The sequence below is a fragment of the Pseudomonas sp. S31 genome, from assembly GCF_016648105.1.
In the GTDB taxonomy this organism is placed as follows: domain Bacteria; phylum Pseudomonadota; class Gammaproteobacteria; order Pseudomonadales; family Pseudomonadaceae; genus Aquipseudomonas.
Genome location: NZ_JACVVE010000006.1, coordinates 96,141 through 118,231, shown reverse-complemented (window position 1 = coordinate 118,231; position 22,091 = coordinate 96,141). Strand labels below are relative to the sequence as shown.

Below are 22,091 nucleotides of genomic sequence, written 5' to 3'. Positions count from 1 at the left end.
ACCCGCGAAGAGGCCAGCACAGCCCCCTCAGACTACAGGCCCTTCCCCATGCCCACCGTCCTCATCACCGGTTGTTCCAGCGGCATCGGCCGCGCCCTGGCCGACGCCTTCCGCGATGCCGGCCACCATGTCTGGGCCACCGCCCGCAAAGCGGAGGATGTCGAACGCCTGAGCGCCGCCGGCTTCAGCGCCCGGCAACTGGATGTGAACGACAGCGAGGCCCTGGCGCGCCTGGCCGAGGAACTGGAAACCCTCGACATCCTGATCAACAACGCCGGCTACGGCGCCATGGGCCCGCTGCTCGATGGTGGCGTGGACGCCATGCGTCAGCAATTCGAAACCAACGTGTTCGCCGTGGTCGGCGTGACCCGAGCGCTGTTCCCGCTGCTGCGCCGCGCGCGCGGTCTGGTGGTGAACATCGGCAGCGTCTCGGGCGTGCTGGTCACCCCGTTCGCCGGCGCCTACTGCGCCTCCAAGGCGGCAGTGCACGCCCTGAGCGATGCCCTGCGCCTGGAGTTGGCGCCGTTCGGCATTCAAGTGATGGAAGTGCAACCAGGAGCGATCGCCTCGCAGTTCGCCAGCAATGCCCAGCGCGAGGCCGCGCAGGTGCTGACGCCGAGCTCGCCGTGGTGGCCAGTGCGCGAGCAGGTCGCCGCCCGCGCCCGCGCCTCGCAGGACAAGCCGACCCCCGCTGCGGTGTTCGCCCAGGGCGTGCTGGCGGCCACGCGCAAGTCTCCTGCCCCGGCGCTGGTTCGCCTGGGCAATGGCAGCACGGCGCTGCCCCTGCTCGCCCGTCTGCTACCCCAGCGCCTGCTGGACGCGGTGCTGCGCAAACGCTTCGGTTTGCTGCGCCCGCTCTAGCCGACCTCACTGCGGGCAAGCGCCACAACCTGGGCAGCGACAGCGTCGGCTGCGCCCCAGGGTAGCGGATGCACGCTGACGCCGGCCGCAGCCAGTCGCTCGCCGCCAGCACGCAGGACCACCCGGCCCCAGCGGCGCTCGGCCATGCCTACGGCATAGTCGCGCCACAGCGGCACGCCAAGGCCCAGGGTATCGACCAGGATATCGGTGTGCGGCACGCGCTCGATCAAGGTGCGCAGGCCTTGGGCATCGTCAAGATCCGCAGCGATGCCGATGATCCGCGCTCTCGGCAAACGCTCGCGCACGGCCCTGAGCGCAGCATCTACCCGCTCCTGGCAACGACCATTGACGACCACCTCGGCGCCCGCATCAGCCAGGGCAATGACGATGGCCAGGCCGACGCCCGAGGTAGAACCACAGACCACTGCACGTTTACCGTTCAAGCTCAGGTGCATCGCGGCGCCCCCCGATCAGGCCTTGCCAGCCTGCTCGTCGAACGCCTGCCAGCCGCCGCCGAGGGCCTTGTACAGGCCCACCAGTGCTTGCGACACCGCCGCCGAGCTGTCGATCCACTGTTCTTCGCTGGCCAGCAACGCGCCCTGCACGGTCAGCACGTTGAGAAAGTCCACGGCCCCTTCGACGTACTGGCGCTGGGCGGTTTCCAGGGCGATGCGGTTCTGTCGCACGGCCTCGGCCAAGTGGTCGCGGCGCAACTGGCTGGCGTTGTACAAACGCAGCACGTCGTCGATTTCATGCCAGGCACCGAGCACCACCTTGCGGTAGTTCAACGCCGCCTCCTGCTGCTGCGCCTCGCGCAGTTGCAGGGTGCCCTTGAGCCGGCCGCCTTCGAAGATCGGCAACGACAACTGCGGGCCGAAAGCGAAGCGGCGTGAATCCCAGGCGCCGAAGTCCGCCAGTTGCATGGCTTGGAAGCCGACGTTGCCCGACAAGCGAATGCTCGGGTAGAAGTCGGCCTTGGCCACGCCGATGCTGGCCGTGGCGGCATGCAGGCGCGCTTCGGCCTGGCGGATGTCCGGGCGGCGCTCGGCCAGCTCCGACGGCAGGCCAATGGCGAAGGTCTGCTGCGGCGTCGGCACCTCACCGCCTGCCAGCAACTCGGCCTGCAGGCTGCGCGGCGGCTCGGCGGCGAGCAGGCTGAGGGCGTTGACCAGGTCGTCGCGGCGGGCTTCCAGGGTCGGCAGGCGGGCCTCGATGGAGGCCACCTGGGCGCTGGCCTGGGCCACGTCCAGACGGGTGGCGACACCCTCGGCCTGGCGATCTTCGGACAGCTTAAGGCTGTGCTGGGCGACCTTGAGGTTGTCTTGGGTGACCTGCAGGGTGTGCTGTACCGCACGCAGCTGGATGTAGTTGCCGGCGGTTTCCGAGAGCAACGCCAGGAGCACGCCACGGCGGTCGTTCTCGGCCACCTCGACGCTGGCATCGGCTGCTTCGACCTGACGCCGCACACGGCCCCAGAGGTCGAGTTCCCAGCCTGCGACCAAGTCACCCTGCCACAGGTTGAACGCCGACTTGCCGGCGTGCCCGGAGGGATCGCTGAGGCCCTCGGCGCTGTTACGGGCTCGGCTGTAGCCGACGTTGGCATCCACCGACGGTGCCTGTTCGGAGGCCACGGTGCTGCGCAGGGCGCGGCTTTGCAGCAAGCGCGCGCTGGCCATCTGCAGGTCGAGGTTTTTATCGGCTACCCGCTGGATCAGCGCACTCAGGCGGGCGTCGTGAAAGCTGTCCCACCAGCGCAGCTCCAGCGGCTCGGCTCGTGGCTGGCTTGGCGCGGCCTCGCCCTGCAACGGCGCCCACTGTCCCGGCGCCTGGCTGTCCGGGCGCTCGAAATCCGGCCCGAGGGTGCAACCGGCCAGCCATACCGCCAGCAGCAGCGGGCTCAAGTGTACGGCAGGTTTCATCGTGCGCTCACCTCATTACCAACCCGCGTGTCGCCATGGGTATCGATGGTCGCTTCGACCGACATGCCGACGCGCAGGCGTTCGAGCAGCGGCTGCCCGTCGTCGAAGACGATCTTCACCGGAATGCGCTGCACCACCTTGGTGAAATTGCCGGTGGCGTTGTCCGGCTTGACCGCAGCGAAGGTCACCCCGGTGGCCGGGGCGATGCTTTCGACATGGCCCTTGAGGGTTTCACCGGAGAACGTATCGACACTGATGCTCACCGGCTGACCCGGCTGGACGTGGGTCAACTGGGTTTCCTGGAAGTTGCCGACCACGTAGGCGTGCTGCAAGGGCACTACCGACAGCAGCCTCGCGCCCGGGTTGACGAAGGCGCCCACGCGCACCGCGCGCTCACCGACCATGCCGTCGACCGGCGCAGTGATGCGGGTGTAGGACAGATCCAGCTGGGCCTTTTCCAGGCCGGCTTCGGCGCGTTTGAGCTGGCCGTCGGCGCTGGCGACCTGGGCGGTGAGAATGTCCACCTGCTTGCGCGTAGCCACCAAGGCCGCCTGGGCATTGGCCAGACGCGCCCGTGCCTGGTCGACGCGGCTGCGTGCCTGCTGGGCGTTCTGCACCGTGCCGGCGCCCTGCTCGGCCAAGCGGCTATAGCGGTTGACCTCGTGGTCGGCGAAGGCCGCCTCGGCCTGGGCGGCTTTCACCGCCGCTTCGGCCTGGGCGATCAACGACCCCTGGCGGTCCAGGGTGGCGCGGGCATCGGCGCTCTGCGCCTGGGCCACCAGCAACTGGGCCTGGGCGGCATCGAGCGCGGCCTGGTAGTCACGGGGGTCGATGGTGGCCAGCAACTGGCCGGCACTCACCTGTTGGTTGTCTTCGACCAGTACGTCCTTGATGAAGCCGGCGACCTTGGGCGCGACCACCGTGTAGTCGGCGATCACATAGGCGTCGTTGGTGCTCTGGCGCCGGTCGCTGCCGAACATCCAGGGGCCGACGAGGCCGGCCAGCACGGCCACGGCGAGCACCGAGCCGATGACGAGAGTCTTGCGGTTGTTGGTCATTTTCAGCGGTCTCGAATTCATCCAGGGTTCAGGCCACCGCACGCGGCGGATAGACCCGGGTAGGCACGAAAGGAATCAGGCAGATCAGCGCCACGGCGATGCCGGCCATGACCAGGTAGAGGTCGGCCGAAGTCAGCACCAGCGCCTGGTCGTGGATGCGTTTGGCCAGGCCTGCGGCGTTGTCGTCGATCAACGGCGCATTGCCCAGGCTGTCCACCAGGTGATTGGAATGGAAGTGCCGGCGCAGGGTGCCCAGGGCATCGATCAGGCCCCCGGCGATCACCGCGGACAAACCCTTGACAGTGTTGAACCAGCTCGAGGCGAACGGGCCCTCCTGAGGGGTCATGCCATTGGTGGAAAGCATCAGCAATGGCAGCACCGCCATCGGCTGGCCAAACACCTGCAGCAGGTAGAACGGGTAGAAGTCACCACGGATCCACTCCGAGGTCAGCAGGCTGCTGCCCACGCAGCTGGCCGCCAGCATCGCCAGGCCCAGCGCCAGCACCCAACGGCAATCCACCGCGCGGATGTTGCACAGCGCCGCGGTCAACGGCAGGGCGATCAACTGCGGCATGGCCACCAGCATCATCAGCGGGCTGGTCTGCGCCGGGCGATAGCCCTGGATCTGCGCCAGGTACGCCGAGGGGATGCTGCCCACGCCCGAGAGCACGATCAGCACACCGGCCAGGGTCACCAGGGCGAAACTCAGGTTGCGTCGCGACAGCATGCGCAGTTGGAAGAACGGCAGCGGCTCGGACCATTCGTTGTACATGAACAGCACCAGCAGCAGCAGGCCCCCACCCAGCAGCCAGCAGATCAATGGCGAGTCGAACCAGCCCCAGCGGTCGCCCAGCGACAGGCCGAGGACGATGCAACTGATGGCGGGCAGGCCGAGCAGGACACCACGCCAGTCGAACTGCTTGAAGCGCTCCAGGCGCAATGGATCCTGGGGCAACCCCCAGCCGACACAGAACATCGCCAGCCCAGCCGGCAGGATGATCTGCCAGAACGCCCACTGCCAACCGACATACTCGGTCCACAGCCCGGCCAGGGGCGTGCCCAGGTTGGGCCCGAACGTGGCGGTCAGGGCATAGCCGGCCAAGCCGTAGACCTTGATGCCCGGTGGCAGGAAACGCAGCGCCACGCTCATCAGCATCGGCGGTAGGGCCCCGGAGGCCAGGCCCTGGACGATACGCAGCAGCATCAGGCTGTGCAGGTTGGGGGCGAACGGCTGGAGCAGGCCGAGCACGGCGAACAGGCCGATCGCGGCCAAGGTGAAACGACGCAGGGAAAAGGTAGTGGCCAGCCAGGGCGCGAAGGCCATCGCCGACACCGAGGCGGCGCTGTACACCGCCAGCAGCCAGGCACCTTCGTCGGCGCCGATGCCCATGGCACCGCGGATGTCGGCCAGGGAGATCTTGGTCACCGCTTCATTGAGGCCAGCGCACAGCACGGCCAGCAAGACGCCGAGCAACCCGACCACTATCCGCACGCCAAAGGCCTTCTGCGCGGGCGCGGCCGGCGCAGGGGCGGCGGCGATCACGGCAGAGGGGGCGGACAGCGAACTCATGAACAGACATCTCCAGCAACAGTTTTAAGGCTGGACAAGTCTATGAAGGTCTAATGCTTACGAAAACTGACTTATCAGCAGGTTTAAGTTGCGTTTGGTGCAATCCATCCGAAACCGCGTCGCCTGCTTCGCGGGTAAACCCGCTCCTACAGGGACCCTGGGATTTCAAAAACTGTGTTGCACCTGTAGGAGCGGGTTTACCCGCGAAGCAGGCCAGCCCATCTAGCGCACCACTCACGGATCAACACTGCACACCGCCTTCAATGTCTGGCGCAACCAGCGGTGCGCCGGATCATTGTGAAACCGCGGGTGCCAGGCCTGCAGCACGTTGACCCGCTCCAGCGGTACCGGGATCTCGAACGAACGCAGGGGCAACCCGAGCTTGTGCACGCTGTTGAGGATATTGGCCGGCATCGGCAGCAACAGGTCCGAATCCGGCAGCGAGAACAGCGCCGAGTGAAAGCTCGGGGTGATCAGCGCCACTCGCCGTTGCACCTTGAAGTTGGCCAGTTCCACATCGATCGGCCCATTCGCCCGGCCCCGGCGCGACACGCTGATTTGTGGATAACGAGCAAAGCTCTCCGGGGTGATCGGCTGGTCGAAGAGCGGGTGGTCGCGCCGCGCCAGGCCCACGTACCAGGTCTGGAACAGGCTCTGCACCTTGATTTCCGGGCCCAGGTCGACGGTGGAGCTGATGACCAGGTCGGTGCGCCCTTCGCGCAGCACGCTGTCGTCATCGCCACCGGGGCTTTCCGGCACGAAGCGCAGCACCGTGCGCGGCGCCTGTTCGTGCATGCGGCGCAGCAGCGGTGCCCCATACAGGGCGATGAACAGGTCGTTGGTACGGATGTTGAAGGCTCGTTCCAGCTTCGGCAGGTCGACTTCGTCGGCTCCGCGGAATACCTCGCCAGCCTGTTCGACCAGGGCCGCCACCTGCTCGCGCAGGGCCAGCGCCCGGGGGGTGGGCACCAGGCCACGGCCAGCGCGGACCAGGATCGGATCACCCAGGGCATCACGGATCCGCCCCAGGGTACGGCTCATCGCGGCGGGGCTCAGGTTCATGCGCTGCGCCGCGCCGACCACGCTGCCTTCGTCGAGCAGGGCATCGAGGGCGACGAGCAGGTTCATGTCCGGGAGTTGCATGGCCGTTTTCCGTGACGGTTGTGGGAAAGGTCATGGTAACAGCTGGAGGATTGCGCCAGACGCAATGGGCTCGTGCGTGTGGGGGCATTTATTCGATGGCGATGTTCGGCCATAAATAAGGCATTTGGCAGGCCCGGCCCTTTCGCGGGTAAACCCGCTCCTACAGGTGCTTCACCTTTTTCGACGATGGCGGGAGACCTGTAGGAGCGGGTTTACCCGCGAAGAGGCCCGTACAGACAGCCCATCAGCCAGCTTCCAAGCAAGGATCCCACATGCCCAGCCCAGTCCTCATCGCCATCGACGCCTCCCCCGCCGCCAGCGCCTTGCTCGCCCTCGCCCGCCGCTATTGCCGCCCAGATACCCACGAACTGCACGTGCTGCTGGCCATCGACTCGACCTTCGCCGTTCACGACAAGCCCGCACCCTACACCGCCGAAGAACTGGAGGAATACCCCGCCGCCTGCGAGGAACAGCGCCTGGGCGATGCTGCCGTGGCCGACGCCGTGAAGGCCCTGCAAGCGGCCGGTTTCACCAGCCAAGGTTGCATGGTCGCCGGGCAACCGGCCGATGCCATCGTCGACAAGGCCCAGGAACTCGGCTGCGAATTGATCATCATGGGCCACCGCCACCTGTCGCGCCTGGGGCGGTTGCTCGACCCGTCGATCAGCGCCAAGGTGATCGACCGGGTGCAGGTGCCTGTGTTGGTGGGGGCGGCGTGACCTTTCATCAGTACCAAGAGGTCCGCGCTTGATGAATGAAATGGCCTCGCTTGCCTGGGCCATTTCATTTTCGCGACTTCAGGCCGCCGCCAAAGCCTTCACTCCTGGCCCGGCTTCACCACCACCGTACAGGTAGTCCCTGCCGCCAGCAGAAAGCCGTCCGGCACCTCATCGATGTGAATGCGCACCGGCACCCGTTGCGCCAGCCGCACCCAGTTGAACGTCGGATTCACATCGGCGATCAGCTCGCGGCTCTGTGGGTTGTCGCGGTCGTAGATGCCGCGGGCGATGCTTTCCACATGGCCCTTGATGCGTTCGCCGCTCATCATCTGCAGCTCGGCCTGGTCACCCACCTTCACGTGCGGCAGCTTGGTTTCCTCGAAGAAGCCATAGACCCAGAACGAGTTCTCGTCGACCACCGCCATCACCGCTTCACCGGTACGGGCGTAATCACCCTTGTGGATGTTCAGGTTGGTCACGTAGCCATCGACCGTGGCGACGATATGGGTGCGCGCAAGGTTCAGCTCGGCAGCGGCCAGCTCGGCCTGGGCCTGCTGGTAGTCGGCCAGGGCGGAGTTGGCGATGTTGCTGGCATCGTCGCGGTTTTCCTTGGAAATCACCAGGTTGTCCAGGTCGGCACGGCGCTTGGCGTTGACCTTGCGCATGTCCCAGGTGGCCTTGCGCGAGGCGACCAGGGCCTTGGCCTGGTTCACTGCCAGTTGGTAGTGCTCGGGGTCGATCTGGATCAGCAGGTCGCCCTTCTTCACCCGCTGGTTGTCCTTGACCGGCACGTCCACCACATACCCCGGCACATCGGCGGCCACGTTGATGATGTCGGCGCGCACGCGGCCGTCGCGGGTCCACGGCGTGGTCATGTAGTGCACCCATAACTGGCGACCGATCGCCACGGCAGCGACCAGCACCAACAGGGTAGCGATCAGGCTGAAGAACTTTTTCATCGAAGGTTTCTCACCAGTAGAGCGACAGCGCCAAGGCGCCGAACAAACAGACGAACAACGACAGGCGCAGCAGCGCCGGGTGCCAGAAAAAGCGATAGCCGTCATGGCTGGCGATGAACCGGTCCAGGCCCCAGGACAGGCCCAGGGCGAACAGGAACATCAGGGTCATGGTGGGCATGTACACGCCATGGAAGGCGATTTCACGGGGCATGGTTTCATGAAGCATCGTGCAATCCTTTCGCCGGGGCCAGCGGCGATTGTGGGTCGAGCAGGGAGGAGCGAATGAAGTGCAGGTAGCTCTGCACCCGGCGCAGTACCGAGGTGTCGAAGTGCCGGGCGAAGGGCTCGTCGGTGGCTTGCACGCGGCTGATGGCATGGTCCACCGCCACCAGCGCGCGCTCGTGGTTGCTGGCACTGGGCTGCAGGAACAACCGGGTCAGCGCCCGGCCCATGACGCGGATGGCCTGGCGCCACGGCTGCGATTCGGCATACGCCGGGTGGATCGGCGCGCGCGCCTGCTCCTTGCGCAGCTCGATGATGGCGTGGCCGATCTCCAGCACGGTGAACATCCAGCCCATCAGCTCGCTCTGCACCTTGGGCTTGCCGGCGGCCAGGCCATAGGCCTGGTGCAGCAGGTCGCGGGTGCGGCTTTCGAAGGCCGAGCCGAGCCCGCGCAGGCGCCCGCCGATGGCGAACAGCACCTGCGCACGCAGCTCCTGTTCCAGGCGGCTCCACAGCCAGCGGCTGTTGGGCGGCAGGATGATCGCCCCGGCCGCAGCGCAGACGAACATGCCGATGACCATGCCGATGTAGTCGTTGATGAAGGTGTACGGGTCGTAGACGGTGAGGTTGTTGGGCACCGAGCCGATGGCGAAGAACACCAGCAGGCCGATGCCGTAGCCGGCGTAGGCCGGCCGTGAAGAAAGAAACGCACCGAGCACGAACACCGGCGCCAGGACCATGCACAGTAACGGGAAGCCGTCGATCCAGGGGAACACGAAGAAGGTTTCGAAAAAGCCGATGAAGGCACCGAACGCCGTGCCGCAGGCCATCTGGAATGACATGCGCTTGGGGTTCGGCGAGGCCGCCGACAGGCCCACGGTAACCGTGGCGATCAGGGTCATCATGGCGCCACTGGGCCAGTCGCTGAGCAGCCAGTAGCTGCCCAGCAGCAACAGCACCGCCGAGGCCCGCACGCCAGCGGCCAGCGATACCAGCCAGCTGGTCTGCGCCACGTAGGGTTCGTCCCACTGCTCGCGCTCGTGGCGGTGCGCGGCCAGCGAGGCGTGGGTCTCGGCGTAGCTGTACATCTCGTCGACGAAGCGGTACAGCAGCTCGAAGGCGGTATGGAAGTCGAGCTGGTCGGACTCGCTGGGGTCGGTGGCCAGGTACTCGGCGCGCAGGCCACGCACCTGGGCTTGCAGGCCTTCCTTGTAGGCGGCCAGCTCCAGGGTCAGGCGCAACGCGTCGGCATCGGTCAGGGCGCGGCCGACGTAGGGCTGCAGCAGCTCGACCAGGGTATCCAGGCCCGGCTCGATGGCACTGACGATCTGCAGCGGGCCGCGTGCACGCAGGCGCTCGAGCAAACGGTGCAAGGCATTGAAACGCGTGGTGATGGCCATGAACTCGCTGTTCATGCGCACCAGGCGACCAGAGCGCCGGCGCATGTGCGGGTCTTCGAAGGCCGTGACGTTGCGCAGGCTCTCCAGCCCGACGGCCTCGGCGACGAAGCGCACGTTGCTGGTCTCGAAGCGGTCGCGCTGGCTGTCGCCGCGCAAGGCTTCCACCACCACCCCGGCGAACACGCCAAAGCGTTGGTACAGGGCGTTGCGCATGGCTGCGCTGGCCGACTGCGGCAGTATCGCGGCACTGACGAAGGTCGACACGAGGATGCCCAGGGCGATTTCCAGCACCCGCCAGACTGCCGCCATGAACGCCTGGTCGGGGTGCTCCAGCACGGGCAGGCCGATCATCGCCGCGGTGTAGCCGGCCAGCACGAAACCGTAGGCGCGGAAGGTGCGATAGCGCATGGCGCCGGCCGAACACAGGCCCACCCACAGCGCCAGGCTGGGCAGGAACAGCTCGGTGTTCTGCGGGAAGATGGCGATCAGCGCCACCATCATCGCCGAGCCGGCCAAGGTGCCGAGCACCCGGTAGAAACTCTTGGCGAACACATGCCCGCTCTGCGGCTGCATGACGATGAACACCGTGATCATCGCCGTGCGCGGCTGCGGCAACTCCAGGCGCATGGCCAGCCACAGGGTGATGAAGGCCGCGGCCAGCACCTTGAAGATGTAGACCCAGGTCACCCCATCGGTGCGCGCCCAGGCGAAGAAGCCCCGGCGCCATTCCAGGCTCTGCAGCCAGCGCACGGGCAAACTGGAAGTGCTCATTCGGCGTTGTCCGGCTTCTTGTCGAAAATGGCCAGGGTGGCCGGCGTCTTCGGCGCCGCCTGGCGCTGCTCGTCCGGCACATCGTTGCCGGCCTGCAGGCCACCGCCCAGTGCCGTGACCAGCTCGGCATGGGCGATCAGGCGTGCGGCCTGCACCTGCTGCTGGGTCTGCTGCTGGCGGAACAGCAAGGTCTGCGCATTGAGCACATTGAGGTAGTCGGTGAGCCCACGCTGGAAGGCAACCATGGCGATGTCGTAGGTCTTCTGTGCGGCGGCCACCGACTCGGCGGCGAAGTGCGACTGCGCGTTCATCGACTCACGGCGAATCAACTGGTCGGAGATGTTCTTCAGCGCACCGATCACGGTCTGGTTGTAGCGCGCCACGGCCACGTCATAGCCAGCCGAGGCCACGCCGAGCTGCGAGCGCAGGCGGCCACCGTCGAAGATCGGCAAGCTGATGGCCGGGCCGACGTTGTAGTTGAACTTGCGCCCGGTGAGGAATTCCAGCGGGCCGCCACCGGTGGCCATGAAGCCCAGGCTGCCGACCAGGTCGACGTTGGGGAAGAAGCCGGCGTGGGCGACATCGATGCCACGGGCCTGGGCCGCCACTTGCCAGCGACTGGCAACCACATCAGGGCGTTGGCCGACCAACTCGGCGGGCAGCGTCGACGGCAGTTTCAGCGGCGCCGCCAGGGCCAGGCTGGGGCGCTGCAACTGCGCGCCCTCCCCCGGGCCCTTGCCGGCCAGGGCCGCCAGCTGGTTGCGGGTCAGAGCGATTTCCTCATCGAGGCTGTCGATCTGGCGGTGGGTCTCGGGCAGCGGCGCCTCGGCCTGGCTGACTTCGAAATGGGTGCCGATGCCGGCGTCGAGGCGGCGCTTGGCCAGGGCCAGGATCTGCTCCTGCTGCGCAAGCTCGGCCTTGACGATGTCGCGCTGGGCAAAATGCAGGCTCAGCTGGATGTAGGCGCGGACCACGTTGTTCTGCAACTCCAGCTGCGCCTGGCGGGCCTCGGCCACGCTCATGTGCGCCTGGTCCACGGCCTGTTCGCTGGCATTGCGCTCGCGGCCCCAGAGGTCGAGGGCATAGCTGAAGCCGATGGCGGCGTTGTTGTCCCAGGTATTGGCACCCGACAGGTCGCCGGGACCATAGAATTGGTCTTCAGGCCAGTTGTGCCGCTTGAGCGTGGCCTCGCCGTTGGCCTGCAGCTTCTCGGCCGACTCGACCACCCCGGCCATGGCCTTGGCCTCACGCACTCGCGCGGTGGCCATCGCCAGGCTCGGGCTGCCGGCCACGGCCAGGTCCACCCAGCGGTTCAGTTGCGCATCGCCATAAGCCTGCCACCACTGCTGGGCCGGCCAGTGGGCATCGGTCGCGGCTTCGCGAATGGCCGCGTCGGTGGTCAGCGTATTGGCTTGCAGCGTCTTGCTTTGCGGGGCGATGCCCCAGGTTCCGATACAGCCGCTCAAGGTGAGGCTAAGGGCACAGGCACTGAACGCTTGGAGCGTTCTGATGATGCGACGCGGCACAGCTGCGATTTCCCGAGGAAGAGGTGGAGGGGGCCGAGCAATTCTAGGGGGCCGCCGCACTGGCGATAAGCGTATATTCCTGCGAATCTTTGTTACCGAAACAGCGATAATCCGCCTTTGGTCGAAGGCAGAATTTCATAACTTCGCCGTTACTTCGTGACACAATTTCGCCCTCAACATCGAGAGTGACCCATGGACACCCTGCAAAACATGCGTGCTTTCAGTTGCGTCGCCCAGCTCGGCAGCTTCACCGCTGCCGCCGCGCAACTGGATACGACCACCGCGAACGTGTCGCGGGCGGTCTCCAATCTGGAAGCCCATCTGCAAACCCGGCTGCTCAACCGCACCACCCGCCGCATCGCCCTGACCGAAGCGGGCAAGCGCTACCTGATGCGGTGCGAACAGATCCTTACCTACGTCGAGGAAGCCGAAGCCGAGGCCAGCGACGCCCACGCCCGCCCTGCCGGGCAGTTGAAAGTGCATTCGATGACCGGCGTGGGCCAGCACTTCGTGGTCGATGCCATCGCCCGCTACCGCGAATCGCACCCCGACGTGACCTTCGACCTGACCATGGCCAACCGCGTGCCGGACCTGCTCGACGAGGGTTACGACGTGTCCATCGTGCTGGCCACCGAGCTGCCGGACTCTGGGTTCGTCTCGCAGCGCTTGGGCATCACCTACAGCATCGTCTGCGCCTCGCCCGAGTACGTGGCCAAGCATGGCTTCGCGCACAAGCCGGCGGACCTGCTCAAGCACGCCTGCCTGCGCATGGTCAGCCCGGTGATCCCGCTGGAGAAATGGCTGTTCGATGGTCCGGAAGGCCAGGAACTGGTCAACATCACCACCTCGCCGTTCCAGGTAAACTCGGCCGATGCGATGAAGACCGCGATCCGCTGCGGCATGGGCATGGGCGTGCTGCCGATCTACTCGGTGATCGACGGCCTGCGCGACGGCAGCCTGGTACGGGTACTGCCCGACTACCGGCTGCAGGAGCTGAACCTGTACGCGATCTACCCCTCGCGTCAGTACCTGGACGCGAAGATCAAGACCTGGGTCGAGTACCTGCGCAACTCGCTGCCGGAGATCCTGGCGGCGCACGAGGCCGACCTGAAGACCCATGAATTGTTCATCGCCAACTGAAAAAGCTGCTGCACGACGGGTGTGGGCAATGGTAGGTTGCTAACCAATAGCGGCCTTTTCGCGGGTAAACCCGCTCCTACAGGATCTGCGCTGCTCGTGTAGGAGCGGGTTTACCCGCGAAAAGGCCGCCCCCCCACCACCGCCTTGCAGAGAAGTAGCCCGATGAAAAAGACCGTCCTGGCCTTCAGCCGTATCACCCCGGCCATGGCCGAGCGCCTGCAGCAAGACTTCAACGTGATCCTGCCGAACCCCAAGCTCGGCGACATCAACGCCCAGTTCAACGAAGCCCTGCCCGAGGCCCACGGCCTGATCGGCGTAGGCCGCAAGCTGGGCCGCGCCCAGCTCGAAGGCGCAGGCAAGCTGGAGGTGGTGTCGAGCGTGTCGGTCGGCTACGACAACTACGACCTGGACTACTTCAACGAGCGCGGCATCGCCCTCACCAACACCCCGGACGTGCTCACTGAAAGCACTGCCGACCTGGGCTTCTCGCTGATCATGGGCTGCGCCCGCCGCACCGCCGAGCTGGATGCCTGGACCAAGGCCGGCAACTGGCAGGCGACCATCGCCCCACCGCACTTCGGCAGCGACGTGCATGGCAAGACACTGGGCATCGTCGGCCTGGGCAACATCGGCGCCGCCGTGGCCCGCCGTGGCCGCTTCGGCTTCAACATGCAGATCCTGTACGCCGGCAACAGCCGCAAGAGCGCGCTGGAGCAGGAACTGGGGGCTCAGTACCGCAGCCTGGAGCAACTGCTGGCCGAGTCCGACTTCGTCTGCATCGTGGTACCGCTGTCGGACGCCACGCGCAAGCTGATCGGTGCCCGCGAACTCAAGCTGATGAAGCCGAGCGCCTTCCTGATCAACATCGCTCGCGGCCCGGTGGTCGACGAAGCGGCGCTGGTCGAGGCCCTGCAACAAGGCACCATCCGTGGCGCCGGCCTGGATGTGTACGAGAAGGAGCCGCTGAGCGAGTCGCTGCTGTTCCAACTGCCCAACGCCCTGACCCTGCCGCACATCGGCTCGGCCACTGCCGAGACCCGCGAGGCCATGGCCAACCGGGCGATGGAAAACCTGCGTGCAGCGCTGCTTGGCGAGCGCCCACGCGATCTGGTCAACCCGCAGGTGTGGAAAACCCGCTGACACACACCCTTCACTGCCCCGCCGAGGGCCGCCGCCGCGCGGCCCTGCGGCCGAGCACCTCACGTACCACGTAGCGTGGCCGGTGCTTGGTTTCCTGGTAGATGCGCCCGATGTACTCGCCAAGGATGCCGATGCCGATCAACTGGATCCCCCCCAGGAACAGCATGGTGACGATCAACGATGGGTAGCCCGGTGCATCGCTGCCATGCAAGAGTTGGTCGACGATCCGATATACCGCAGCCACCAGGGCACACAGCGACACCACCGCGCCGACATAGCTCCACAACCGCAGCGGCAGAGTGCTGAATGAGGTGATGCCATCCAGCGCCAGGTTCCACAGGCGCCAGAAGCCGAACTTGCTGCAACCGGCCACGCGACGCGGCCGGTCGTACTCGACGATCTCGGTACGGAAACCGACCCAGGACAACACCCCCTTCATGAACAACTGCTGCTCTGGCAGTTGCCGGATCGCCACCACCACCTTGCGGTCGAGCAGGCGAAAGTCGCCGACGTTTTCCTCGATCGAGGTCGAGGCGATCCAGTTGTGCAGGCGGTAGTACAGCCGGGCGGTCCAACGCTTCAACGAGCTGTCCGATTCTCGACTGCGGCGCTTGGCCAGGACCACCTCGGCGCCGCTGCGCCAGCGCTCGATCAACGTCGCAACCAGCTCGATGGGGTCCTGCAAGTCAACATCCATCGGCACCACCACATCACCATCGGCATATTCCAGCCCAGCGAACAGCGCCGACTCCTTGCCAAAGTTGCGCGAAAAGTTGACCACCGACACCCATTCATCAGCACGTGCGAGGTCGGCACACAGCGCTTCGGTGGCATCCACGCTGCCGTCGTTGATGAACAGGATCTCCACGGTCATTTCCTGCAGCGACGGCTCGGCCCGAACGGCACGGTAGAATCGTTCTATCGCTTCCTCCTCGTTGAACACCGGCACGATCAGGGTCAGTCTCATGGTTCCCTCCTTTTCAACGCCCACCGCACGCGAATCCAGGTCGCCAATAGCCGAGCTCACTTGATGAACCTCGGGTCTTCGAAGGGCTGCTTCATGAGCACATAGGCAATGTCGCCACACCGATGGATGGCGAAGAATTTGTTATCGAGGATCGGCGTCGGGCTGCGCGCCAGGATTTCCCGGCGTTCCATGGGCGAGCGCCCACCGAAGGCGGGCATGCCGACCCGAGGCATCATCTCGGCAAGCACCAGAGCATGGTTGTTCAATACATAGTCCAGGGCCGGCATGGAACGGAACGCGCCCTCAGCGGCGGGCAGCCAGTGGGCACTCGATGAACTGGGCACGATGTGGAATCGGCGAGCCTCGTACAAGGTCGGTGTCGAGCTGATCGCCTGGGCGATGGAAAAAGTGATCAGTTGCTCGAACTCCTTCTTCGCCACCAGCACCCGACCATAGGCAAACGAAAACGTCAGCATGAACAACACGGGTATCGCCAGCAGCCAAGCCAGAATGGGCTGCTTGTCGACCAGCCAATGCCGCGCCAGCAATGCCAGCAGTACCCACGCAGGCCCCGCACCGAGCAGCAACCTGGCCCCGTCGTTGTACGTGAGAAACAGCAGCGTCATGCCGGGAATCAGCAACAAGACCGCGCCAACTGACAACAGCAGTAGCACCACCAGTGCCAAGCGTTCGGCCCCAGGCCTGTCGCGGCAGCACAGAACCTGCTTGCTGGCAGCGACCAGCGCCAGCAGTGCGAGGACGATCAGGCCAAGGAAAAACCAGCAGGTTTCTGGCGTGATCAACAACCCGACATGCTCCACGACCGCTTTTCCTCGCCGAACCATTTCTCCCGGCCACTGGGCGTCAATGGGCAGCAGCGTATCGCGGGCTACGGTCATCAGTTGATAAGCCGTCAAGACATACAGCAAGCAGCCGCACAGCACTTGCCCAAGCCGGATCGACACCTCCCGGCAGACCACTGCCAGCCGCTCCTGGGCAAGCACCAGGCGGACGATCTCGATACAACACAGCCCGGCAAAGACATTGATGCTCACCTGGTATAGGCCAATTGCAATCGCCACCAAGACACTGCTGCCGACGAAGGTATAACGACGTCCGCCCCGCAGGGTGATGGCCGCCATGCACGCCGCCAGCGCCAGCGCCATCACCGGTGCATCGTATTGGTAGGACAGGTTCTGCAAAAAGAACGGGTTGAACCAAAGTGGCCACACCACGAACAAGCACGTGACCCGTGGGGCGTCGAAGTAGTGTCGCACCAAGCCTGCCATTGCCCCTGCGGTCATGACGGCGGCCACCAGCACAGGCCAGGGGAACAGGTTGAGCGCCCCCGCGCTGAAGCCGATTACGGCATAGAACCACTCGATCAGCACCCGCCCTTGGCCAGCCCAGGAGTCGTTCGGATCCTGCCAGATACCTGACAGTTGGGAGCGCCAGACGTCATCAAGATACGGGTAGTCGGCCAGGATCAGCGGCAACACGTGCAATCCCAAGGCCAGCAGGCACAGCTGCCATACCTCGCGCGCGGATAATGTTCTGTTCCATCGCTCCAGCCAGGGCACTCTCACTTCCATGATCGCGAATTCCAACGCTTGCCCGAATAAAATGCTCCTCGTGATGACCGGCTCATGGCTTCGTTCGCCTGAACACCACCGCACGCGAATACCAGTAACCGACAACCAGGCTGACCCCGGAGAAGCCCACCAGGGTCAGCCCCGGCCTCAGTTGGAGCCTGTCGGCCAAGGCTCCCGACAGCAAGCTGAGGTTGCCCATGCCCATCAGGAACAACAGGTAACGGGCACCCGATGGCGGTACCGCGAAGGTGAACGCGGCATTGCTGAAATAAGACAAGCTCGCCGCCACCAGGAATCCGGCGAGGTTGCTGAACGCCTGGCTGGTACCAGCCCCAAGGTGCAGCAGCAGGAACACCAGCCAGTGGCTAGCGGTATTGAGCACGCCGACCAGGGCATAGCTGCACAGTTGTCGGCTTTGCATCCGTTCAGTTCCAAGCAGCGTGAATGCTGGCCAGTTTCCCCCGCCCCGCTCTAGCGCGCACCTGGCAGTTCTACCAGTTGCGCACGCGGCTCATCTCTGCGTGCCGAGCACCGTCGCTGGCGGCTTTGGCTTGCGAAACACCAGCACGTTACCGGCCATCACCGCCAACAGCCCCAGCAGCGCCGGTGGCGTCCACTGGTAGCCCTCGGCGTAGGCCGACACGTTCAACGCCACCAGCGGGAACAGCACCGTGCAGTAGGCCGCGCGCTCAGGCCCCATGCGCCCGACCAGGGTCAGGTAGGCAGTGAAGCCGATCACCGAGCCGGGGATCACCAGGTACGCCAGCGACCCCAGGTAGCGGGCGCTCCAGTCCATGGTGAACGGGATGCCACTGAACAGGCAGTACAGCACCAGCATGCCAGCGCCATAGAGCATGCCCCAGGCATTGGTGGTCATGGGCTTGAGCCCGGCCTTCTGCTGCAGGCTCGACAACAGGTTGCCAGCCGAGAAGCACAGCGTGCCGAACAGCGCCAAGGCCAGGCCGTACAGGGTCTCGCGGCTGGCGGCGTGGTGCGACAACTCCGGCCAGAACAGCAGGCCGAGCCCGAGCAGGCCCATTGCACCGCCGCCGAGCACATTGCTGGCGATCTTCTGGCCGAAGAACACCCGGGCATTGAGCGCATTCCACAGCGTCGCCGTGGAGAACACCACCGCGATCAAGCCGCTGGCGATCCATTGGCTGGCAGTGAGAAAGCACATGAAGTTGACGCAGAACAGGCACAGGCCCTGGGCCAGGCAGATCAGGTGACCGCGCCGGTCCATCGGTTGCAGGCGGCGGGTCAGCAGGAGAATGGCGAACAGCACCAGGCCGGCCAAGGCGAAACGATAGGCGATCGACACCGGGATGGCGACCACCCCCAGTTGCAGTTTCAGGGCGATCCAGGTGGTGCCCCAGATCATAACGGTGAGCAGGTACAAAGAGAGGTTCATGGCGGCGTTTCCTTGGGCCTTTCGAGAACGGTGCCCGGCGCTTGGCGGGTCAAGCCCACACAGGGATCAACAGTGTTCTGCCGATTGGCGATTCCCTGCTTGCACAAACTTGCGCTTTTCCTGCCCAGGCTGATGCCACCGGCATTGCGGCGCAGTACGATGAACCCCAGAGGACTCACCATGACCCCATTGACCCAGCTGCAAGTGTTCAACGCCATGCATGCCTCGCCCAACGCCCGGCTGGAGCTGAGCGCGCACCTGGGCGATGGCCTGGCCGCGGCCTTGTGGAGCAACCGCGACGATGCCCGCGACTACCAGGCGCCGAGCCACCACACGCTGTCGTGCTACATCGCCGACGGCACCGGCACCTTCCGCCGCCAGCGCCCGGCCGACAAGGGGGCGCCAGACAAACTGTGCATCATGCCGGCGGGCCACGAGTCGAACTGGGTGGTCAACGGCCCGATCCGCCTGGCTCACCTGTACATCAGCGAGGCGCAGTTCGGCCTGGGCTGCGTACGCTTGCTCGACCGCGAGCCGCGGGAGTTGCAATTGCGCGAAGCGACCTTCCTCGACGACCCAAGGCAGTCCGTGCGCTTTCGGCAACTGGTGGCGATGGCCTGGGACGAACCCGCCGAGCGCCTGCTGGCCAGTAGCCTGGCCCACGAAATCGTCGACCATGCCGTGCTGAGCCAGGTCGGCCTGCGCCACGGCCTGCGCCTGAAAGGCGGACTGGCGCCAAACCTGCGCCGGCAACTGGTGGACCACATCGAGGCGCACCTGGACCAACCGATCACCCTTGGCGAACTGGCGCTGCGCGGCAACCTGTCGGAGTACCACTTCGCCCGGATGTTCCGCACAAGCTTCGGCCTGCCGCCGCACCAGTACCTGCTGGCGCGGCGGCTGCATCGGGCTTGCCAGTTGCTGCGCCTGGGCGACCTGCCGCTGGGGCAGGTGGCACTGGCGTGCGGGTTTGCCAGTGCCAGTCATTTCAGCAACCGCTTCCGGCAGGCGCTGGGGGCTTCGCCTGGGGCGTATCGGCTGGCGTTTGCGGGGTAGCTCGGGGCCTCTTCAGAACTCGAACGTACTCGACAGGCTCACCTGCCGCGCATCACCGATGGCCACGAAATACTGGTTCACCGCCGAGCTGTAGTACACCTTGTCGAACAGGTTCTTCACGTTCAGCTGCAAGCGCACATTGTGCTCGTCGAGCTTGGTCTCGTAGCTGGCGAAGGCATCGGCCACGGTGTAGCTGGGCAGGTCGAAGGTGTTGGTCGAGTTGCCCGCCCGCTCGCCGACGTAGCGCGCCCCGGCGCCTACGCGCAGGCGGTCGCCGCCGAACAGGCTGCCGAAGTCGTACACCGCCGACAGCGAACCACTGTGGCGGGCCACGTTCTGCAGGCGGTTGCCCTTGAGGTCCGGGTCCTTGGTGACCTTGGCATCGGTGAAGGCATAGCTGCCGATCAGGCTCCAGCGGTCGGTCAGCTGGCCGGTCAGGTCGAGTTCGACACCCCGCGAGCTGACTTCTCCCGCATTGCTGTAGACCGTCTCGCCAGTACCACTGTCAAAGTTGGCGACCAGCACGTTGCGCTTGGTGATATCGAACAGCGCCAGGGTGCCGGAGAGGCTGCCTGGCATGTCGAGCTTGGCACCCAACTCCCACGACTTGCCCTCCTCCGGCGCCACCGACGAGTCCAGCACCACGCCGCCGGTCAGCGGGGCGATGCTGGAGTTGGGCTTGAACGACTCGCTGTAGCTGCCATAGAACGACAGCTGATCATCGACCTGGTAGACGATCCCGGCATGCGGCACCCAGGCCTGGCCACTGGTGTCGGTGTTGGCCTTGAACGGGCGGCCACGGCCGGCGTACTGGTCGTATTGCTGGAAGCGCGCACCGGCCACCAGGATCCAGTGGTCATCCAGGTGCAGCGCGTCCTGGACGAACACTGCATCGGTGCGCAGCTTGTCAGTCTGGTCGCTGTCGCTGGCCCGCACCGTGCTGCCCTCCACCTCCTGGCCGTAGACCGGGTTCAGGTAGCTGAAGGTCGATTGTGCCGTCTGGCGGATCAGGTCACCGCGAAAGATCTTGCGGTCTTCATGGTCGATGCCGAACAGCAGGTCATTCTGCAGGCCACCCAGCTCGACACTGCCGTTGAGGCTCAGGGTCGCGAACTGGTCGCGGCTCATGGCGTTGTGCGTGCCGTCGATGCTGCGGGTCAACGTGCCGTTGGCCTCGTTCACGCCGGTGACGCGCACCTGGCTGGCATCGTAGGTCTCGCGGTTGAAGCTGTAGCCGAAGTGCAGCTTCCAGTCGTCGGCCAGTTGATGGTCGACTTCGAGACGGTACAGGTCGGAGCGCCCTTCCATGTCGTTGAACGGTTCGTCCAGGCGCCGGGTCGCCGGAATGTCCAGAGGGTGGCCGTTGCTGCCGAACGCCGTACCGCGGTCGAACGGATAGAGGAATTCGCGGTGCTCGTAGGCCAATACCACTTGAGTATCTTCGCCCAGCCAAGCCAGTGACGGCGCCACCAGCGATTCGCGGTGCACGCCGTAGTTGCGCCAGTAATCTTCATCCTCGTGATCGACGATCAGGCGGTAGGCGAAAGGGCTGTCACCCAGCGCGCCCGTGCTGTCGAAACCTCCACCGCTGCCATTCTTGCCACTGCCATAGGTGGAACCGCGTACGGTCAAGGCGTTGTACTGCTGCAGTTGCGGGCGCTTGCTGACCACGTTGATCACCCCGCCCGGGTCCTGGATGCCATACAGCAGCGAGGCCGGGCCTTTGAGCACTTCGACCCGCTCGGTACTGGCGTTGAAGCTGCGGCCCTGAACCAGGGGCATGCCGTCGCGCATGATCGAACCGTCGCGGTTGTCGCCGAAGCCGCGCTTCATGACCGTGTCGGAGGTACCGCCGAAGTTGTTGCCCTGGGTGATGCCGCTGACGTTGGCCAGGGCATCGTCGAGGTTGCGCGGGGCCTGGTCGCGGATGACCTGGGCCGGGACCACGTTGATCGCTTGCGGCACTTCCTGGCTGCGCGCCTGACCACGCATGATCGAGGCCGTCGCCGGGGGCTGGTAGCTGTAGCTGTCCAACTGCGAGGTGACGGTGGTGGCCTGCAGGGTGAGCGCGCCGGAGGTGTCCAGCGGCTCCAGAGTCAGGGTGCGGGCGTCGACGCGGCGCCAGGTCAGGCCAGAGGTGCCCAACAGTTGCTGCAACGCTTGCTCGGCGCTGAAGTTGCCGTTCAGGGCAGGGGCTTGTACGGCCGGTAGCTCCAGGGTGTAGACCACGCTCTGCCCGCTGGCCTGGCTGAAGGCGTTGAGGGCCTGGGCCAGGGGCTGGCTTGGCTGAGCGAAGGCATACAGCGCCAGCTGTTCGGAGGCACTGGCCAGAGGGGCGGCGAGCAACGCCGGAAACGCGGAAAGACCGAGCCAGAGGGGGACGCAACGCGGGGTGAACTTCATGGACGCTGACCTGTGAGAGGGTTATAGCTGCGAATGAATCGCACTTTCACCTACTACACGGATGCCGCGTGCGGTTACCTCACCGGGTTATGGAAAAAAGTTGGATGTTCAGGGTTATTTGGGTTTGGTTTGACGGGGCGTGTGCCACGGGATTTGCGGCGGTGCGAATATCGAGCGCCGCCCGCGCGATCTCATCGGCGCCCCATCATCACCGGCGAACACCCGATGCCCCCA

At 65.5% G+C, this 22,091-nt stretch carries 19 protein-coding genes; 5 read left to right on the top strand and 14 right to left on the bottom strand.

Annotated features, from left to right (window positions below; genetic code table 11):
- The first annotated feature begins 48 nt into the window (after positions 1 to 48).
- The gene (locus IAE37_RS07060; protein WP_201171435.1) at positions 49 to 861 is read left to right on the top strand and encodes an SDR family oxidoreductase; all 813 of its coding nucleotides are present in this window, start codon (positions 49 to 51) and stop codon (positions 859 to 861) included.
- Here IAE37_RS07060 and IAE37_RS07055 read toward each other — a convergent pair.
- From IAE37_RS07055 to IAE37_RS07035, 5 genes are all read right to left on the bottom strand, one after another.
- The gene (locus IAE37_RS07055; protein ID WP_201171433.1) at positions 858 to 1,316 is read right to left on the bottom strand and encodes an SDR family NAD(P)-dependent oxidoreductase; all 459 of its coding nucleotides are present in this window, start codon (positions 1,314 to 1,316) and stop codon (positions 858 to 860) included. The genes IAE37_RS07060 and IAE37_RS07055 overlap by 4 nt on opposite strands.
- A 15-nt stretch (positions 1,317 to 1,331) precedes the next feature.
- Positions 1,332 to 2,780 carry an efflux transporter outer membrane subunit gene (locus tag IAE37_RS07050; protein WP_201171418.1) on the bottom strand — a complete coding sequence of 483 codons (1,449 nt, stop codon included), beginning with the start codon at positions 2,778 to 2,780 and terminating at the stop codon, positions 1,332 to 1,334.
- Complete coding sequence (locus IAE37_RS07045; RefSeq protein ID WP_201171613.1) at positions 2,777 to 3,838, bottom strand: HlyD family secretion protein; 1,062 nt, start codon at positions 3,836 to 3,838, stop codon at positions 2,777 to 2,779. Before IAE37_RS07045 ends, IAE37_RS07050 begins: the two co-directional genes overlap by 4 nt.
- A 28-nt stretch (positions 3,839 to 3,866) precedes the next feature.
- Positions 3,867 to 5,408, bottom strand: a complete 1,542-nt coding sequence (locus IAE37_RS07040) for an MFS transporter (RefSeq protein WP_201171417.1) — start codon at positions 5,406 to 5,408, stop codon at positions 3,867 to 3,869.
- 234 nt (positions 5,409 to 5,642) lie between these two features.
- Entirely contained in the window at positions 5,643 to 6,551 is a 909-nt protein-coding gene (locus IAE37_RS07035) for a LysR family transcriptional regulator (protein ID WP_201171412.1), read from the bottom strand.
- Between the two features lie 272 nt (positions 6,552 to 6,823).
- Between IAE37_RS07035 and IAE37_RS07030 the strand changes: the two genes are divergently transcribed.
- Entirely contained in the window at positions 6,824 to 7,270 is a 447-nt protein-coding gene (locus IAE37_RS07030) for a universal stress protein (RefSeq protein ID WP_201171402.1), read from the top strand.
- A 98-nt stretch (positions 7,271 to 7,368) separates the two neighbouring features.
- Here IAE37_RS07030 and IAE37_RS07025 read toward each other — a convergent pair whose 3' ends face one another.
- Genes IAE37_RS07025 through IAE37_RS07010 form a run of 4 tightly spaced genes read right to left on the bottom strand, consistent with a single transcriptional unit; the run spans position 7,369 to position 12,148 of the window.
- On the bottom strand, positions 7,369 to 8,229 hold the full coding sequence (locus IAE37_RS07025) for an efflux RND transporter periplasmic adaptor subunit (protein WP_201171398.1): 861 nt from the start codon (positions 8,227 to 8,229) through the stop codon (positions 7,369 to 7,371).
- A gap of 10 nt (positions 8,230 to 8,239) precedes the next feature.
- Positions 8,240 to 8,440, bottom strand: a complete 201-nt coding sequence (locus IAE37_RS07020; RefSeq protein ID WP_201171612.1) for a DUF1656 domain-containing protein — start codon at positions 8,438 to 8,440, stop codon at positions 8,240 to 8,242.
- A 4-nt stretch (positions 8,441 to 8,444) separates the two neighbouring features.
- Positions 8,445 to 10,622 carry an FUSC family protein gene (locus tag IAE37_RS07015; RefSeq protein ID WP_201171390.1) on the bottom strand — a complete coding sequence of 726 codons (2,178 nt, stop codon included), beginning with the start codon at positions 10,620 to 10,622 and terminating at the stop codon, positions 8,445 to 8,447.
- Positions 10,619 to 12,148, bottom strand: a complete 1,530-nt coding sequence (locus IAE37_RS07010; RefSeq protein WP_201171388.1) for an efflux transporter outer membrane subunit — start codon at positions 12,146 to 12,148, stop codon at positions 10,619 to 10,621. Before IAE37_RS07010 ends, IAE37_RS07015 begins: the two co-directional genes overlap by 4 nt.
- Positions 12,149 to 12,340: 192 nt before the next feature.
- On the opposite strand from IAE37_RS07010, the gene IAE37_RS07005 reads away from it, so the two are divergent.
- Together IAE37_RS07005 and IAE37_RS07000 are read left to right on the top strand one after the other, a co-directional pair.
- Positions 12,341 to 13,288 carry a LysR family transcriptional regulator gene (locus IAE37_RS07005; RefSeq protein WP_201171386.1) on the top strand — a complete coding sequence of 316 codons (948 nt, stop codon included), beginning with the start codon at positions 12,341 to 12,343 and terminating at the stop codon, positions 13,286 to 13,288.
- A 162-nt stretch (positions 13,289 to 13,450) separates the two neighbouring features.
- Entirely contained in the window at positions 13,451 to 14,428 is a 978-nt protein-coding gene (locus tag IAE37_RS07000; RefSeq protein WP_201171385.1) for a 2-hydroxyacid dehydrogenase, read from the top strand.
- Positions 14,429 to 14,438: 10 nt separating this feature from the next.
- Here the strand turns inward: IAE37_RS07000 and IAE37_RS06995 are convergent, their stop codons facing one another.
- The 4 genes from IAE37_RS06995 to IAE37_RS06980 all read right to left on the bottom strand — a co-directional run bounded on the left by IAE37_RS06995 (position 14,439) and on the right by IAE37_RS06980 (position 18,398).
- Complete coding sequence (locus IAE37_RS06995) at positions 14,439 to 15,395, bottom strand: glycosyltransferase family 2 protein (RefSeq protein WP_201171383.1); 957 nt, start codon at positions 15,393 to 15,395, stop codon at positions 14,439 to 14,441.
- 56 nt (positions 15,396 to 15,451) lie between these two features.
- Positions 15,452 to 16,987, bottom strand: a complete 1,536-nt coding sequence (locus IAE37_RS06990; RefSeq protein WP_201171382.1) for a glucosyltransferase domain-containing protein — start codon at positions 16,985 to 16,987, stop codon at positions 15,452 to 15,454.
- Between the two features lie 52 nt (positions 16,988 to 17,039).
- A complete protein-coding gene (locus tag IAE37_RS06985; protein ID WP_201171380.1) occupies positions 17,040 to 17,408 on the bottom strand; it encodes a GtrA family protein in 369 nt (122 codons plus the stop codon).
- A gap of 90 nt (positions 17,409 to 17,498) precedes the next feature.
- Positions 17,499 to 18,398: a DMT family transporter gene (locus IAE37_RS06980; protein WP_201171378.1), complete on the bottom strand. Its 900-nt coding sequence runs from the start codon at positions 18,396 to 18,398 to the stop codon at positions 17,499 to 17,501.
- 180 nt (positions 18,399 to 18,578) lie between these two features.
- Between IAE37_RS06980 and IAE37_RS06975 the strand changes: the two genes are divergently transcribed.
- On the top strand, positions 18,579 to 19,454 hold the full coding sequence (locus tag IAE37_RS06975; RefSeq protein WP_201171376.1) for a helix-turn-helix domain-containing protein: 876 nt from the start codon (positions 18,579 to 18,581) through the stop codon (positions 19,452 to 19,454).
- 12 nt (positions 19,455 to 19,466) lie between these two features.
- On the opposite strand, the gene IAE37_RS06970 is transcribed toward IAE37_RS06975, so the two are convergent.
- The gene (locus IAE37_RS06970; RefSeq protein WP_201171374.1) at positions 19,467 to 21,857 is read right to left on the bottom strand and encodes a TonB-dependent siderophore receptor; all 2,391 of its coding nucleotides are present in this window, start codon (positions 21,855 to 21,857) and stop codon (positions 19,467 to 19,469) included.
- Positions 21,858 to 22,091 lie beyond the last annotated feature (234 nt).

What these genes read in the sequence shown, in the direction of transcription:
- IAE37_RS07025 (WP_201171398.1), bottom strand. Translation starts at nt 8,229, where the DNA reads ATGAAAAAGTTCTTCAGCCTGATCGCTACCCTGTTGGTGCTGGTCGCT.
- IAE37_RS06995 (WP_201171383.1), bottom strand. Translation starts at nt 15,395, where the DNA reads ATGAGACTGACCCTGATCGTGCCGGTGTTCAACGAGGAGGAAGCGATA.
- IAE37_RS07020 (WP_201171612.1), bottom strand. Translation starts at nt 8,440, where the DNA reads ATGCCCCGTGAAATCGCCTTCCATGGCGTGTACATGCCCACCATGACC.
- IAE37_RS07035 (WP_201171412.1), bottom strand. Translation starts at nt 6,551, where the DNA reads ATGCAACTCCCGGACATGAACCTGCTCGTCGCCCTCGATGCCCTGCTC.
- IAE37_RS07045 (WP_201171613.1), bottom strand. Translation starts at nt 3,838, where the DNA reads ATGACCAACAACCGCAAGACTCTCGTCATCGGCTCGGTGCTCGCCGTG.
- IAE37_RS06970 (WP_201171374.1), bottom strand. Translation starts at nt 21,857, where the DNA reads ATGAAGTTCACCCCGCGTTGCGTCCCCCTCTGGCTCGGTCTTTCCGCG.
- IAE37_RS06980 (WP_201171378.1), bottom strand. Translation starts at nt 18,398, where the DNA reads ATGAACCTCTCTTTGTACCTGCTCACCGTTATGATCTGGGGCACCACC.
- IAE37_RS07050 (WP_201171418.1), bottom strand. Translation starts at nt 2,780, where the DNA reads ATGAAACCTGCCGTACACTTGAGCCCGCTGCTGCTGGCGGTATGGCTG.
- IAE37_RS06975 (WP_201171376.1), top strand. Translation starts at nt 18,579, where the DNA reads ATGACCCCATTGACCCAGCTGCAAGTGTTCAACGCCATGCATGCCTCG.
- IAE37_RS07060 (WP_201171435.1), top strand. Translation starts at nt 49, where the DNA reads ATGCCCACCGTCCTCATCACCGGTTGTTCCAGCGGCATCGGCCGCGCC.
- IAE37_RS06985 (WP_201171380.1), bottom strand. Translation starts at nt 17,408, where the DNA reads ATGCAAAGCCGACAACTGTGCAGCTATGCCCTGGTCGGCGTGCTCAAT.
- IAE37_RS07005 (WP_201171386.1), top strand. Translation starts at nt 12,341, where the DNA reads ATGGACACCCTGCAAAACATGCGTGCTTTCAGTTGCGTCGCCCAGCTC.
- IAE37_RS07015 (WP_201171390.1), bottom strand. Translation starts at nt 10,622, where the DNA reads ATGAGCACTTCCAGTTTGCCCGTGCGCTGGCTGCAGAGCCTGGAATGG.
- IAE37_RS07055 (WP_201171433.1), bottom strand. Translation starts at nt 1,316, where the DNA reads ATGCACCTGAGCTTGAACGGTAAACGTGCAGTGGTCTGTGGTTCTACC.
- IAE37_RS07040 (WP_201171417.1), bottom strand. Translation starts at nt 5,408, where the DNA reads ATGAGTTCGCTGTCCGCCCCCTCTGCCGTGATCGCCGCCGCCCCTGCG.
- IAE37_RS06990 (WP_201171382.1), bottom strand. Translation starts at nt 16,987, where the DNA reads ATGGAAGTGAGAGTGCCCTGGCTGGAGCGATGGAACAGAACATTATCC.
- IAE37_RS07000 (WP_201171385.1), top strand. Translation starts at nt 13,451, where the DNA reads ATGAAAAAGACCGTCCTGGCCTTCAGCCGTATCACCCCGGCCATGGCC.
- IAE37_RS07030 (WP_201171402.1), top strand. Translation starts at nt 6,824, where the DNA reads ATGCCCAGCCCAGTCCTCATCGCCATCGACGCCTCCCCCGCCGCCAGC.